The organism is Acinetobacter sp. 243_ASPC, assembly GCF_001054715.1.
Lineage (GTDB): Bacteria > Pseudomonadota > Gammaproteobacteria > Pseudomonadales > Moraxellaceae > Acinetobacter > Acinetobacter soli.
In genome coordinates this window covers 1-15,065 of sequence record NZ_JVOR01000118.1, presented here as the reverse complement: position 1 = coordinate 15,065, position 15,065 = coordinate 1, and the positions used below count along the sequence as shown (strand labels likewise).

Genomic DNA, 15,065 nt, shown 5'->3' with positions numbered 1-15,065 from the left:
ACTTTCGGCTGCCCTATATTTTTCAATTTAGTTAGAAATGATGAGATAGTCCATTTTTGGGGAAGACTCATTAATTTTTGAAATTATGTTGCTGAATAACCATATATTTTTGAATTAATTTAAGTTTTTATCACCTATTGTAAATAAGCTAGATCTATTGAAAAGCCTAAAGCTACAGATGTCATTGATATAAGGATTTAAGCTGAAGTTCTATTTTTCTAATTTCTCTAACAATAATTTCTGATAAGAATTTTGTCCGATATTCGGACAAAAATACCGCTATACGGTTTTTATTTAAACTTATCTATATCTAAAGTGTTCTAAAAAAAATAATTTATGAATCAGGATATATGGAGAAAATGTGATGGAAAATTTAAAGACACAAGTTGCAATTATTGGATCAGGCCCAGCAGGACTATTGCTTGGACAATTACTATATAAAGCAGGTATTTCACACATTATCATTGAGCAACGGAGTGCAGATTATGTTGCAGCACGTATTCGAGCAGGAATACTTGAACAAGTGTCCGTTGATTTGTTGCATAAGGCTGGAGTAGATGAAAATCTAAAACAATTTGGAATACCTCATGAAGGAATTGAGATTCTTACTAATGGGTTGAAACATCGAGTAGATTTATCTTCTTTAACGCAAGGTAAGCAAGTTACTGTATATGGTCAAACAGAAGTCACAAAAGACTTAATGCATGCCAGAGAAGCAGCAGATTTATGTACTTATTATGAGGCTCAAAATGTTCAAATCCATGATTTCGAGAAACAGCAATCGTATGTAACTTTTCAGAAGGATGGTCAGTCTTTTCGTTTGGCTTGTGATTTTATTGCAGGGTGCGATGGTTATCATGGTGTGTGCCGAGCAAGCGTACCACAAGATAAAATTAAAACATTTGAAAAGGTTTATCCATTTGGCTGGTTAGGAGTACTAGCAGATGTACCACCTGTTTCAGATGAGTTGATTTATGTTCAGTCAGAACGCGGATTTGCTTTATGCAGTATGCGTTCAAAAACTCGTAGTCGTTATTATTTACAAGTTCCTGTGACAGACCATGTAGAAGAATGGTCTGATGAAAGATTTTGGAATGAATTAAAAAGTCGCCTTGATGAAGAAAGTTGCAATAATTTAGTGACAGGTGCTTCTATTGAAAAAAGCATTGCACCTTTACGTAGTTTTGTTACTGAACCTATGAGATTTGGAAAACTATTTCTGGCAGGAGATGCGGCACATATCGTACCGCCTACAGGCGCAAAAGGTTTAAATCTAGCTGCATCTGATATTGCCTATTTATCAAGTGCTTTAATTGAGTTCTATCAAAAAAATTCGACACAAGGCATCGATGAGTATTCTGAAAAATGTTTGAAACGTGTTTGGAAAGCAGAGCGCTTTTCATGGTGGATGACACATTTACTGCATCGTTTTGAAACTGAAACTGAATTCGATCATAAAATTAAGCAGGCTGAACTGAACTATATTTTAGATTCTAATGCAGGGCTTACGACATTGGCCGAAAATTATGTAGGTTTACCTTATTAGGATAAAGCTATACCTAAATATGAAGAAATCAGTGCAATACAAGAGCATAGTCGATCTCATTTCTTGCTAAAGAATAAGATTAGACGATATTAAACAATGAAGCAGATGGATTGCTTCTTTAAAAAGGGATATACCATGAGTTTAGCGCAGAGTTTTAACCAACAATTTATCAATGGACAATGGATTAATGGTTCATCGAATAAAATTGTAACGAATACCAACCCCTATACTCATCAGCATATTGATGATATTCAAGGAGCAAGCCAACAAGATGTTGATGCAGCATATCAAGCTGCGCAATCAGCGTTTAAATCGTGGCAAAAAACCACTGTGAGTGAACGTCAAGCTCTGATTGAACGTATTATTGCGGCGATTACACAACATCGTGAATCTCTTGTAGATTGGTTAATAAATGAAGCTGGAAGTTCAAGACTCAAAGCGAATATTGAAGTAGATGCGGCACTTAAAATTTCTCAAGCATCTTTAAAATATGCGAATGCTGTAAATGAGGTAATTGATTTAAAACCTGCTCATGAGGGGCAAGTTAGTCAAGTATTCCACAAGGCTTTAGGTGTAATTACAGTCATAAGTCCTTGGAATTTCCCTTTCCATTTGAGCATGCGATCGGTGATTCCTGCAATTGCTCTGGGTAATACTATTGTTCTTAAACCAGCAAGTGATACGCCTGTGACAGGTGGGTTGATTATTGCCAAAATTTTTGAATTGGCAAATGCCCCTGCGGGTGTGTTGAATGTAATTGTCGGGGCAGGCAGTGAAATTGGCGACTATGTGGTTGAGCATGATACAAGCAAGTTTATTTCATTTACTGGTTCAACACAGATCGGCAAGCGAGTAGCTGAAAAAGCTATGTCTGCCAGACGGATTAAACGTGTTGGCTTAGAACTTGGAGGCAATGCGCCATTAGTAATTTTGGACGATGCTGATTTAGACCTTGCAGTGAATTTAACGGTAATGGGACGCTTTTTGCATCAAGGGCAAATTTGTATGAGTACCAATCGCGTCATCATTGATGAAAAGATTTATGATCAATACCTAGAAAAATTACGTCCTGCTTTGGCAAACATTAAAGTTGGTGATCCAGCTAATGAAGAGACTCTAGTTGGGCCAATTATTAACAATCAGCAAACTCACAATCTTCGCCGTATTATTCAGCAAGCACAAAATGAAGGCGCATCGTTATTCTTTGACGGTGGAATTGAGGGCAATTTGGTTGGACCTCATGTGTTCGTTAATGTCGAACCAGATTTTGCTGTGGCGAAAGAAGAAAGTTTTGGTCCAGTTCTGCCAATTTTAAAAGCACGTGATGAAGCTCATGCACTTGAACTTGCCAATGACACTGAATTTGGTTTATCGAGTGCGGTGTGTACTTCAAATCATGATCGTGGAGTGAAATTTGCATTGGGGATTGAAGCAGGTATGTCCCATATTAATGAGATTTCGGTTGCCGATCATCCTAACGCCCCATTCGGCGGTGAAAAGAACTCAGGTCTAGGCCGTTTTAATGATCAATGGATCGTTGAAGAATATACGACCACCCATTGGGTTACGGCGCAAAAATAAAACTTGGTATCTGATTAAGCTTAGATACATTTTGTTTTAGAAGTTATTTCACTTGGAATCTATAGCATCCTATTTTTAGGGTGCTGTTGGTTCAGACGAAAGGAAATGTGAATAAGACGCTTGTTTTTATAAAAATATAATCTGATACAGGATGTTGAGATATGACAAATTTTACTGAGATTACTGCAGCTGTGACCCAAAGCAAAGGTGCAGATTTTGAACTCAGGCAACTTCAAATTCGTGAACCCCAAGATGATGAGGTTTTGGTAAAAATCGTAGCAACAGGTATGTGTCATACCGATTTAATTGTTAGAGATCAATATTATCCCGTTCCTTTGCCAGCGGTATTAGGACATGAAGGGTCGGGAATTGTAGAAGCGATTGGTCCAAATGTGAAAGATTTAGCAATCGGTGATCATGTAGTTCTTAGTTATGGATATTGTGGGATTTGTGAGCAATGTGGCAGTGGGAATCCTGCATATTGTCAGGACTTTTTTGGTCGTAACTTTGGTGGCACTGATCCCGAAGGGAATTCTGCAATTTGTACACACGATCATCATAAAGTACATGACCATTTTTTTGGACAATCTTCATTTGCAACCTATGCGATCAGCCGTGAAAATAATGCAGTAAAAGTCACTCAAGATGTGCCTTTAGAATTATTGGGTCCATTGGGCTGTGGAATACAGACAGGCGCAGGTGCAGTCATAAATGCATTAGGTGTTAGACCTGCCAGCAGCTTTGTAACATGGGGTGCAGGTGCCGTTGGATTAAGTGCATTGCTTGCTGCAAAAGTATGTGGAGCAACTACGATCATTGCTGTCGATATTGTGGAGTCCCGTTTAACGCTTGCAAAAGAACTAGGGGCAACACATGTTATTAATAGTAAAGTTCAAGACCCCATTGAAGCAATTAAGGAAATTACGCAAGGTGGTGTTCAATTTGCACTAGAATCTACAGGCCGTCCTGAAATTGTAAAACAGGGCATTGATGCGCTTGGAATTCTTGGCAAAATTGCAATTGTTGGTGCACCACCATTAGGGGTAACGGCAGCTTTTGATGTAAATGATTTACTGATTGGAGGTAAATCAATCATGGGAGTTGTAGAAGGAAATAGTGTTGCTAAACGCTTTATTCCAGAACTGGTTGCGTTATATCAGCAGGGTAAATTTCCATTTGATAAACTGATCAAATTTTATGATTTCAAAGATATTAATCAAGCAGCAATCGATAGCCAACAAGGTATAACACTCAAACCAATTTTAAAGATTGGTTAAATTTCAAAGGTCATAGCATATAATTTGATATGACCTTTTTAAATTCCTATAAACCATAATTAATTTAAATTTCTTCCAATTGAATATCACTATTCGAATAGTGATCGAACCAGATTTTTCTAAAGATATTCGTAAAATCTATCAGATCTTTACACGCTTATATTTCGATAGTATATCTACGCGTACTTATGAATATAGATAGTATCTATAATTTATAATAATTATTATTCATTTGATCTATATTTTTATAGCTTCTAAGATTAATTCATAATATCGCAAGCAAGGAACTATAGTGAAAACAGTCCACCAATATACTTATGACATTTTAAGAAAAAACAATATTAAAGTCGTGTTTGGTAACCCTGGCTCAAATGAGCTTCCTTTCTTAAAAAATTTCCCTGCTGATTTTCAATATATTTTAGGTTTACATGAAGGTGCTGTAGTCGGGATGGCTGATGGTTATGCTCAGGCTATAGGTCAGCCTGCATTTGTTAATCTGCACTCAGCTGCCGGCACGGGAAATGCGATGGGAGCATTGAGTAACGCTTGGAATTCACATACTCCTTTAGTGATTACCTCTGGACAGCAGAACCGAGCCATGATGGGTGTAGAACCACTCCTAACCAATTTAGAAGCAACATTGTTACCGAAACCATTAGTGAAATGGAGCCACGAACCTGCTAGCGCGCATGAAGTGCCTCACGCTATTACGCGTGCCATTCATTTATCTAAAGCTGAAGCAGCTGGTCCTGTTTATGTTTCAATTCCTTACGATGATTGGGATGTGCAAGTAAATGAACAGAATGAACACTTATTAGAAAAAGATGTAATTAGCTCACAATGTCTATCTGCAAAAGATATAAATGCTATTGCAGAGCAGATCAATCAGGCTAAAAGGGTAGCTCTCGTATTTGGCACAGATGTCGACAGATTGAATGCTAACGATAGTGCAATTAAATTTGCGGAAACTTTAAATGTGCCTGTGTGGGTCGCTCCATCTTCTCCACGTTGTCCATTTCCAACTACTCACGCGTATTATCAAGGGATCTTACCTGCAAGTATTGATGGTATTGCAAAGATATTCGAACAATATGATCTCGTTTTAGTATTTGGTGCACCAGTATTCCGTTATCACCAATATGAACCAGGTAAATATTTAGGCGATCAAACTAAGCTCATTGCATTAACTTGTGATGTACAAGAAGCAGCTCGAGCAGCTATGGGTGTTTGCTATGTCGGCGATTTAGAAGATAGCTTAATACGCTTATGCGATCAGGTTGAAACAAAAAAATCACAGGTTATTTCCCGTAAGAAAAATGAATTGGCTGCACCGAGTCAAGGTAATTACATTCAACCTGAACGATTGTTTGATTTGATCAATTCATTGGTGCCAGATAATGTCATTTTTGCGAATGAATCGACATCAACTAACGGAATATTGTGGGAACGTTTAAATATTACAGGACAGGGTAGCTACTTCTTTGCTGCTGCAGGTGGTCTTGGTTTTGCTATGCCAGCTGCAGTTGGCATCCAGTTAGCTCAGCCAGAACGACGAGTGGTTGGAATTATTGGTGATGGTTCAGCAAATTATAGTATTACGGCTTTATGGACAGCAGCACAATATAAAATTCCAGTCATTTTCCTAATTTTGAAAAATGGCACTTATGGAGCATTACGTTGGTTTGCAGGTGTATTAAAAGCTGACAACGTACCAGGAATGGATGTTCCTGATATCGATTTTACTCAAATCGCTAAGGGATATGGCGTTGATGCATATAGCGTTCGGAGCGATCAAGATTTTGTTGATACTTTCCAGAAATCGTTGAATGCAAACCGTCCAGTATTAATCGAAGTTGTAACAGCAGATTGTAAATAAATCAGTGAATTATATGTAGGGAGAGCACCACAATGAAAACTAAGAATTTGATAAGAGAGTTTCAAGCTATATTGAAATCACATCAAATCTTAATTAATGAAATTGCGAAATCTCCCTACTTAAAAGGATTTAGAGTTGGGAAGGGTGAGGCAATCGCTGTACTTATTCCAGAAACTCTCTTAGAACTATGGTACGTATTGGAAAAATGCGTTAATCATGATCTGATCGTGATCTTACAAGCTTCTAATACAGGAGTTACAGGCGGATCCACACCTGATTCTGATGACTATGATCGGGATGTTGTGGTGGTGAGTACAAAAAAACTAAAAGGCTTACAGTTGCTTGAAGATGCAACGCAAGTGCTTGCCTTTCCTGGAACAACATTAACTGAACTGGAAAATGCTTTGAAACCATTCCACCGTGAACCTCATTCTGTGATTGGTTCATCTTGTATTGGCGCATCTGTGATTGGAGGAATATGTAACAATTCAGGTGGATCTTTGATTCACCGAGGGCCAGCTTATACGGAAAAATCCCTGTTTGCTCAAATTGATACTGAAGGAAATTTAAAATTAATCAATCACTTGGGAATTGATTTAGGCGATAATCCTGAGGAAATTTTTAAAAATTTAGAAAATAAAAACTATGTGACGGGGCAAAATGAAGCATGGCAGGGCCGCACTTGGGCAGAAAATTATGCTGATAATTTACGAGATACCACTTCGCCAACACCGACGCGCTATAACGGAAATCCTGAATATTTACATGAAAGTGCAGGCTGTTCGGGTAAGTTGGCCGTATTTGCAGTACGCTTGCCAACCTTTGAAGCTGCTGCTGAGGCAACCACATATTTGATTGGTAGCAATAATGAATCACAATTAATTCAGCTACGTAAATATTTATTGGAAAATTTGTCCGAGTTGCCTACCCAAGCAGAGTATATTCATAAAAATGCCTTTGAGTTGACGCAACGCTATGCCAAACATATGTACAAAGTAATTGATATTATGGGTGCAGAAAAAATTCCTCAACTATTTGCATTAAAAGCTAAAGTCGATGGTTTTTTTAAACGCATACCTCTTTTACCCAATAATATATTAGATCGTTTCATTCAATTATTTAACCGTCTGACTCCGTCATGGATTGAACCACGATTACAGCAATTTCATCACAAATATGAACACTTACTAATGCTGAAAATAGATAGCAGTAAAAATGAAGAGATACAACAGCATTTACTAAAGTTTTTTTCAGGCCAATCGGCACAGTTCATTCAATGTGATAAAAAAGAAGAGAAAAACATATTTCTAATTCGTTTTGCGGTAGGTGGATGCATTATCTACTATGGTGATAGTCAGGGTATTGATCCAAATCAGCGTCTAGTTTCTTTTGATGTTGCCTTTAGACGCAATGATGAGCAATGGTTAATCAACTTACCTGAGCACTTGCAAGATCAAGTGCAGATGGAAAGTTGTTGTGGACATTTTTTCTGTTTTGTTTGTCATCAAGATTATTTGCTCAAAGAAGGAGTAGATGCACACCAGTTTAAAGATGAAGTACTAGTTTACTTAGAACAGCGTGGTGCAAAATATCCTGCAGAACATAATGTCGGGCATTTATACCAAGCATCTTCTGAATATCAGACGCACTTTCAACAACTTGATCCAACAAATACGTTAAATCCAGGAATCGGTAAAACAAGCAAATGTAAACATTGGCATTGAAAATTCAAAAAATAACCACTTACTGTTAAATGGAAAATATCTTGTCTAGAAAGCTGATTAATGTAGAAGATTATCGACGTCAGGCAAAGCGAACGTTGCCGCGGATTATTTTTGATTATCTTGAAGGTGGAGCCGAAGATGAAAGAGGTTTAAATCATAACCGTACTATATTTGATCAGTTTCGATTAAAACCTAAGCGACTCGTTGACATTAGTCAGCGCGATATTTCCTGTAAACTTTTCAATAAAAAATGGGATGCGCCGTTTGCAATTGCACCCACAGGACTGAATAGTTCACTTTGGCCTTATGCAGATCGTATACTTGCGAAAAGTGCAGCGAAAGCTAATATTCCTTTTATGCTATCCACTGCTTCAAATATGTCTATTGAAGCAGTTGCTAAAAGCTGTGATGGAGAAAAATGGTTTCAGTTATATGTTGTACATCAAGAACTTGCTGTGAAAATGGTGCAAAGAGCTTTAAGTGCAGGTTATACAACTTTAATTATTACGCTGGATGTGGGTGTAAATGGCTATAGAGAACGTGATATTCGAAATGGATTTGCTATACCGTTAAAATTTTCACCGAGTTTGATTTTGGATGGAATGATGCATCCTGGTTGGTCGATACGTTTTCTCTCCCAGGGCATGCCTAAATTAGCCAATTTTGAATCATCAGAAGCACATAGCTTAGAAGTACAAAATGCCTTACTCAAGAGGCAGATGGATACTACTTTTAATCTAGAAAGTTTGAAAAAAATACGTGATCTCTGGCCTCATACGTTATTGGTAAAAGGTCTTGTGCGTCAGGAAGATGCGTTAAAGGCAATAGAAGCGGGGGCTGATGGCGTGATCTTGTCAAATCATGGTGGACGCCAGTTAGACTGTAGTATTTCACCGATGGAAACTTTATATGAGGTTTCTCAAACCATTGAGCAGCCTGTTCTTATCGATAGTGGCTTTAGAAGAGGTTCTGATATCGTTAAAGCACTATGTCTAGGTGCGAATATGGTGTGTTTAGGGCGTGCAACATTATATGGATTGGCTGCAAATGGTGAGGCGGGTGTAGATGATGTGATCCAGCTGCTGAAGCAAGATGTAGACCGAACATTGGCGCAAATTGGCTGTCCTAGCATTACTCAATTGAACAAAGATTATCTAAGATAGAGGCTTATATAAAGCTATCATATTAGACTTCTTTCATAAGTCATTTTTTACTCAGTTCAAAATTATAGATTCCCGCAATTAAGTTGAATCTTAATCCTAGTCTTTTGCCTCGATTGTGATATCGCTCAGTAAGGAACTTGAAAGTTTTCAAACTACCAAATACATGCCCAATCCCAATTCTTTTTTTATTGATTTCCTGATTATAAGTTTTTTAGTTCGCGATCCAGTTTATAGTGCTTCTTTGCTTTTAATGGCAACAAGCTATTTGGATACACTGTATAAATTGCCTGATAGCCTTTATCTGCAATGATAAATGCACCTGCAGAAATCTGATTTAAGGTACGTTTAAACAGCTCGAAATCATGTACGGTACCGCGACTCGTACATAAACTCAGGATTTTTTTGAGTTTGATAATGAATGATCGTCTGTACTTTGAAGGTGTAGATCTTTTTCTTGCCGCTATAGTTTTTTTCTTGTTTTTTTAGGCTTTTGGATTAGAATTTCTGTGGCATCTACAATCACCATATTCCAGTCAATGCTTTCGCCTTCAGGCAAATGCTTTGATAAATTAAATAAATTGCATTTGATTAAGCAGTCCTATAAATGGACGTACGATACTTGAAGCAGTGGGCTCTGACACTCCGTAACTTGTTACGACATGGAACAATGTTTCGATATTCACGTCTATAACTTGAGCACAAGAGGATCTGATCCTTTAAGCTTAATTTAGATGGTCTACCTTTGGCAGGAATATACATTTTCAATTGTTCAACCATTAAATCAAAGGTTGACCATGAAATGCCGATATATCGCATGAACTATGTTTCAGAAAGCTTCTTTTATTATTTATAAAAAATATTAATTAAATAAAAATATATTTTAAGCCTAATTCATATTATATAAAATTAGACTTAAAATAAAAATATATAATTGGGGAATTTCATCTAAATTTAATTTGATTAATTTATTTAGAATTTATAAAGATACGAAACAATCACCCGTGTTTCCTTAAATGAGTTCCCTTTATTATAGTCTTTTCCATATTTAGTATCGGTATCATAATGAATAAATTCTAATCCTAAGTTTTTAAATTTACCTTGAGGAACAATATATTTTAGTGCAATACTGCGTTCAATTTCAGTATTATCAGCTAATCCTGAACGAGCAATATGATCACCGTGTAAAAACCGCAAAGTTGTTGATAATCCAGGTATACCTAGATCTTTAAAATTATAACTATAAAGTAAATGCCATGTTAACTCTTCAGGTTTAACGAAACCTAACAATGACCAAGCATGTAAATATGGCTGAGGAACATAACCTGAAAGAGTTGGAAACGCACTTTGACCATCATTCTTACGAATACCTGTAGATAAAGTATGATTATTTCGATTAAGTGTTGCCATTAAGCCATAAGATTGATTATCAATTTTTCCATATAGTGCGTCACCGTTTTCTGAATTATGAAAGTAACGACCATCTAACCGAATATCATTTTTTCCTATTTTAGTCTTATAAGCAACATTAGCATAATGCTGTTGATAAATATCCTGTAACTCACCATACCAATAAGCACCTGAAATAGAAGGAGTAAAATTATAGTCTAATCCAATAAATCCTAAACCATCACTTTCATTTAAATTTACTGGGCTACCAGTAAATAGGCTCAGTTTTCTATACTGATCATCGTTTCGTGCATTAATACGGTTTAAGTAACCCGCAGTAATAGTTAAATTTTTTATATCTTTAGATTGAAATAATGTTCCTGAGTATATGGTCGATAATTGACGTGATTCATCAATAAATGCAATAGGTAGTTTAGGTTCAAGTGTGCCAACTAATAATTCAGAATTTTTATATTGAAGCTTTAATGTTATACCTAATTTTCCATAATCCCTTTTTTGTTCTCCTGAATTATAGTCAAATGGAAGAACAGAATCTGGTGTATATTTACGGTAATCGCCGAGTCTGATCGCATATTGGCCTACTATATCTACACCTACTCTAATTGGGGTATCTGTATACCCAGATTGTAAACGTAGCGTTGCAGCTTGTGACCAACTTCCAACATCAGTTGCAGTTGGATTTTCGAAGTTACGCTCGAGGAAAAAATTTCTTAAATATAGTGAGCCAGATGTATCTTGGCTAAAATCTGCATATGTATTTTCTGCGGCAATTAAGCCCATCAAAGACAATAAGCTAACTTTATGAAAAAAACGTGTGGAAAACATCTTATTTGTAGCCATAATTTTCTCTTCCCCTAAATACAGTCAACAAATGCGCTGATTTAGTTCAAAATATCCTTTTGTGAAGTGATACGAATAATGTATTGATTGTTTTTAATAAAATTTAAAATAAAAACAATCATCTAATCTCCATTCTTCCTGAATGGAGATAAAGTTAGAATTCACTATGAATAGGTTAGATACGAAAGTTATCCTTTCGCTATTTGTTGTTTTATAGCTGGTTTGCGATTATTGAATAAACCAATTGCTATTGCACCAATAATACCTGGGATCGAGAACACTATAAAATTCTGTTCGAAAGGCAGGTTGATAGCTAAAAGAAAACCACCAAATAACGGACCGGAGATAGCCCCGAAACGTCCCATAGCAGCTGAAAAACTAACGCCTGTTGAACGTATATTTGTTGGATAGAAGTCTGCAGCTAAAGCATGTATCACTGCCATAGTTCCAACTGTAGAACCACCTGCAATAATCAGCAGAATTGTCAATAAAATTGCTGGAGGATGAAATCCAAGACAACTGATAGAAATAACAGAAAGTAAATATCCCCATACCAGAGCTTTTTTTGTACCAAATTTATCGGCAATCATACCGAAGATAAGGGTGCCTAAAATAGCGCCAATATTTAAAGTTACTAGAAAAGAAATACTTGAACCTAACGAATACCCTCCAACGTTCATCAATTTTGGTAGCCATGTGTTAAGGCCATATACCATCAACATGACCATAGCAAAACCGCACCAAATCAATAACGTCCCCAAGCCTTTTCCATCTGTAAATAGACCAACAACTGGAATTTTTTGTGATGGCGGTATGGAACCAACAATATATTGCATTCCTAGTATATGTTGATGCTGTGGGTTGAATTTTTCTAGCGTTTTAATAACATCGGCTTGACGGTTTTTATGAATGAGATAAGTAATCGATTCAGGAAACGTTTTATATATAAATGGAATCACAAAAATGAATAAGCCCGCTACCCAGAAGGTAATTTGCCACCCAAAACGTGGAATGAAATATAAGCCAGATATGCCTGAAAGAATTGCACCTATACCATAAAAAGAGAGCATCAAAGTAATTAATCGGTTACGATGGGTATTGGGTGACATTTCTTTGATAATTGTAACTAAATTAGGTACAGCTCCCCCTAAACCAATTCCAGTAAATAAACGGCATAAAAAGAAAGTTCGAGTATCGTGTGCAAAACCATTCATGGCCACAGCAATGCTAGCTAAAATTACACAAAATATGATGATATTTTTACGACCAAATTTATCAGCTGCCATTCCTAATGTTACTGCACCGATCATCATTCCCATCAAAGAAGCGGCACCAAGAAGACCTGCTGATTGTGGTGATAAGGCCCACTCAGTCATCAAATGAGGTAATACGGATCCATAAATAACAAGATCGTAACCATCAAATAGCATAATTATAGAGCACCAAAACACAAGTAATTTGTGATGATTATTTAAAGTAGTTCTGTCAATAAGAGCTGTTGCATTCACCTTTTGCATAGATTCTTCCATTAATTAAATTTCCATTTAAAATTAATATCTTATGTAGCTTTCCTGCTATTTAATATATTAAATATATCCGATCTAATATGAGTTTATTGAGATAGTAATTATTGATCAAATGAATAAAACATATTATTGTATATTAGCTATGTCTATAATGGTGTGTAAAATACAGTTTGAAAAATATTAAATTAATATAATTCAGTAGTTTATGTTTTTTGGAATGTAGATTAAAGCTGTTTAAGATCATAAGCAATTATATAGAGACAAGTCTGATGACTTGATTTTAGTAATTATTTAACGATTGTTAGTTCAATCCAAATTTTATATTTCGAAGTATTCATTATGATTGATCTGAATTTGGTTAAAATCTTTATTACAATTTATGATACACGTAGCGTGAGTGTTGCTGCGGAGCGTTTAAATATTACCCAACCTTCTGTAAGCCATAATCTGGCTCGCCTAAGACACATTTTCAAAGACCAACTGTTTAACAGAACTAAAGAAGGGATGATCCCCACAGCATATTCTGTTCAATTATATGAATCTTTAAATCAACCTTTAATAGATATAGAAAATACCATTAGTGAAGTGACCAATTTTGATATCACTAATAGTGAACGGTGTTTTAAAATTGCATTAACCGATATTGGTGGACTTTATTTTTTACCTAAAATTTATGAAAAATTAGATAAAATTGCCCCCAATATTTCATTGGAAGTTGTAAGTATGGACATGAATAAGCTCACTGACTGGCTAATTACAGGAAAGATTGATGCTGCAATTTGTAATAAAAATTTAGAAGATCGAAATATTAATACGCTAAAGCTTTTTCAAGAAAAGTATGTTAGAGGTGGATCAGGAAATTTGAACAACACTTATAAGTGATATTTTGCTCCCCAAATGATGTTATAAACATCAATATATGGAGTATTTTATGGCACGTAGACCAAGAAGAAATCATTCAAATGATTTTAAAGCTAAGGTAGCACTTGCTGCGATTAAAGCAGAAAAAACACTTGCTGAATTGAGTGCTGAATTTGATGTTCATCAAAACCAAATTATCGACTGGAAAAATCAACTGATTTCAGCTTCCTCGCAAGCTTTCGATCAATCAAAAGCTCCAACAGAACCACCCATCGATCTAAAAAAACTACATGCAAAAATCGGTGAGCAGGCATTAGAAATTGATTTTTTAGAAGGTGTGTTGAAGAAACTGGGCCGCTTCAACCACAAAAGTTAATCGATGACTCACTTCAGATTTCAGTATCTAAGCAAGCTCAGCTGCTGAAAGTCTCCCGTGGTTGTTATTACTATCGCCCAAAACCTGTGAGTGCATCAGATCTGAAGCTGATGCGGTGTATGGATGAGTTACATATGCAATACCCTTTTGCAGGTAGCCGTATGATGCGTGATTTGTTGAATCGTCAAGGACATCATATAGGACGACGTCATACACGTACTTTAATGAAGAAAATGGGCATTAATGCGTTATATTGCAAACCAAATTTAAGCCAGGCTAATCAAGCTCACCGCAAATATCCATATCTGCTCAAAGGATTGGCTATTCAGCGCAGTAATCAAGTGTGGTCTACGGATATAACGTATATCCCTATGGCAAAAGGCTTTGTTTATTTATGTGCTGTGATTGATTGGCATAGCCGCAAGGTACTAGCGCATAGAGTATCGATTAGTATGGAGGTTACATTTTGCATAGAAACATTAAATGAAGCTATTGAAAAATATGGTCGACCTGAAATATTTAATACAGACCAAGGCAGTCAGTTTACCAGTGATGCATTTATTGATGTATTGAAATCAAATGGCATTCAAATCAGTATGGATGGTAAAGGTCGATGGGTTGATAATGTGATGGTTGAACGATTATGGCGGAGCGTTAAATATGAAGAGGTGTATCTCAAAGCTTATAGCAGTGTCACAGATGCGAAAAAGCAATTGAGTGCATATTTTGAGTTTTATAATCTGAAACGACCTCATTCGAGTCTAGACAAAATGACACCAAATGAGTTTTACTATGATCAGCTACCCCAACAAAACAAGGTGGCTTAACTAGAGCGGAATATCACTTATAAATACGCTTTTAGTTGTTCAAACATGTGGGACCACCTCT

At 36.3% G+C, this 15,065-nt stretch carries 11 protein-coding genes; 9 read left to right on the top strand and 2 right to left on the bottom strand.

The annotated features are described in order from the left end of the window. Positions 1-364 precede the first annotated feature (364 nt). The 7 genes from pobA (at position 365) to ADA42_RS15600 (ending at position 9,167) form a co-directional block, all read left to right on the top strand. Positions 365-1,546 (top strand): 4-hydroxybenzoate 3-monooxygenase, encoded by a 1,182-nt coding sequence (gene pobA / locus ADA42_RS15625; protein ID WP_048766134.1) that lies wholly within the window; start codon positions 365-367, stop codon positions 1,544-1,546. Positions 1,547-1,642: 96 nt separating this feature from the next. Next, positions 1,643-3,127 (top strand): aldehyde dehydrogenase family protein, encoded by a 1,485-nt coding sequence (locus ADA42_RS15620; RefSeq protein ID WP_088458564.1) that lies wholly within the window; start codon positions 1,643-1,645, stop codon positions 3,125-3,127. 24 nt (positions 3,128-3,151) lie between these two features. Next, on the top strand, positions 3,152-3,238 hold the full coding sequence (locus ADA42_RS19005) for a GlyGly-CTERM sorting domain-containing protein (protein ID WP_081402573.1): 87 nt from the start codon (positions 3,152-3,154) through the stop codon (positions 3,236-3,238). Between the two features lie 50 nt (positions 3,239-3,288). After that, the gene (locus ADA42_RS15615) at positions 3,289-4,404 is read left to right on the top strand and encodes an NAD(P)-dependent alcohol dehydrogenase (protein ID WP_004942770.1); all 1,116 of its coding nucleotides are present in this window, start codon (positions 3,289-3,291) and stop codon (positions 4,402-4,404) included. Between the two features lie 292 nt (positions 4,405-4,696). Beyond that, positions 4,697-6,280 carry a benzoylformate decarboxylase gene (mdlC, locus tag ADA42_RS15610; protein WP_048766132.1) on the top strand — a complete coding sequence of 528 codons (1,584 nt, stop codon included), beginning with the start codon at positions 4,697-4,699 and terminating at the stop codon, positions 6,278-6,280. A gap of 32 nt (positions 6,281-6,312) precedes the next feature. Next, a complete protein-coding gene (gene dld, locus ADA42_RS15605) occupies positions 6,313-8,004 on the top strand; it encodes a D-lactate dehydrogenase (RefSeq protein ID WP_048766130.1) in 1,692 nt (563 codons plus the stop codon). 41 nt (positions 8,005-8,045) lie between these two features. After that, positions 8,046-9,167, top strand: coding sequence for an alpha-hydroxy-acid oxidizing protein (locus ADA42_RS15600; RefSeq protein ID WP_151753855.1), 1,122 nt, complete (start codon positions 8,046-8,048; stop codon positions 9,165-9,167). A 969-nt stretch (positions 9,168-10,136) separates the two neighbouring features. On the opposite strand, the gene ADA42_RS15595 is transcribed toward ADA42_RS15600, so the two are convergent. Both ADA42_RS15595 and ADA42_RS15590 read right to left on the bottom strand, forming a co-directional pair. Beyond that, positions 10,137-11,414, bottom strand: coding sequence for an OprD family outer membrane porin (locus ADA42_RS15595; protein WP_048766126.1), 1,278 nt, complete (start codon positions 11,412-11,414; stop codon positions 10,137-10,139). 188 nt (positions 11,415-11,602) lie between these two features. Next, positions 11,603-12,931 carry an MFS transporter gene (locus ADA42_RS15590; RefSeq protein WP_048766152.1) on the bottom strand — a complete coding sequence of 443 codons (1,329 nt, stop codon included), beginning with the start codon at positions 12,929-12,931 and terminating at the stop codon, positions 11,603-11,605. Between the two features lie 348 nt (positions 12,932-13,279). Between ADA42_RS15590 and ADA42_RS15585 the strand changes: the two genes are divergently transcribed. Then, positions 13,280-13,822, top strand: coding sequence for a LysR family transcriptional regulator (locus ADA42_RS15585; protein WP_241485708.1), 543 nt, complete (start codon positions 13,280-13,282; stop codon positions 13,820-13,822). 37 nt (positions 13,823-13,859) lie between these two features. Continuing rightward, a protein-coding gene (locus ADA42_RS18145) for an IS3-like element ISAba14 family transposase (RefSeq protein ID WP_100833519.1) occupies positions 13,860-15,004 on the top strand; the annotation gives its coding sequence in 2 pieces (ribosomal slippage) (positions 13,860-14,124 and positions 14,124-15,004; 1,146 coding nt in all). Positions 15,005-15,065 lie beyond the last annotated feature (61 nt).

Coding starts and splice junctions, on each gene's coding strand:
- ADA42_RS15585 (WP_241485708.1), top strand. CDS start 13,280: ATGATTGATCTGAATTTGGTTAAAATCTTTATTACAATTTATGATACA.
- ADA42_RS15595 (WP_048766126.1), bottom strand. CDS start 11,414: ATGGCTACAAATAAGATGTTTTCCACACGTTTTTTTCATAAAGTTAGC.
- pobA (WP_048766134.1), top strand. CDS start 365: ATGGAAAATTTAAAGACACAAGTTGCAATTATTGGATCAGGCCCAGCA.
- ADA42_RS15590 (WP_048766152.1), bottom strand. CDS start 12,931: ATGCAAAAGGTGAATGCAACAGCTCTTATTGACAGAACTACTTTAAAT.
- ADA42_RS15620 (WP_088458564.1), top strand. CDS start 1,643: ATGAAGCAGATGGATTGCTTCTTTAAAAAGGGATATACCATGAGTTTA.
- dld (WP_048766130.1), top strand. CDS start 6,313: ATGAAAACTAAGAATTTGATAAGAGAGTTTCAAGCTATATTGAAATCA.
- ADA42_RS15615 (WP_004942770.1), top strand. CDS start 3,289: ATGACAAATTTTACTGAGATTACTGCAGCTGTGACCCAAAGCAAAGGT.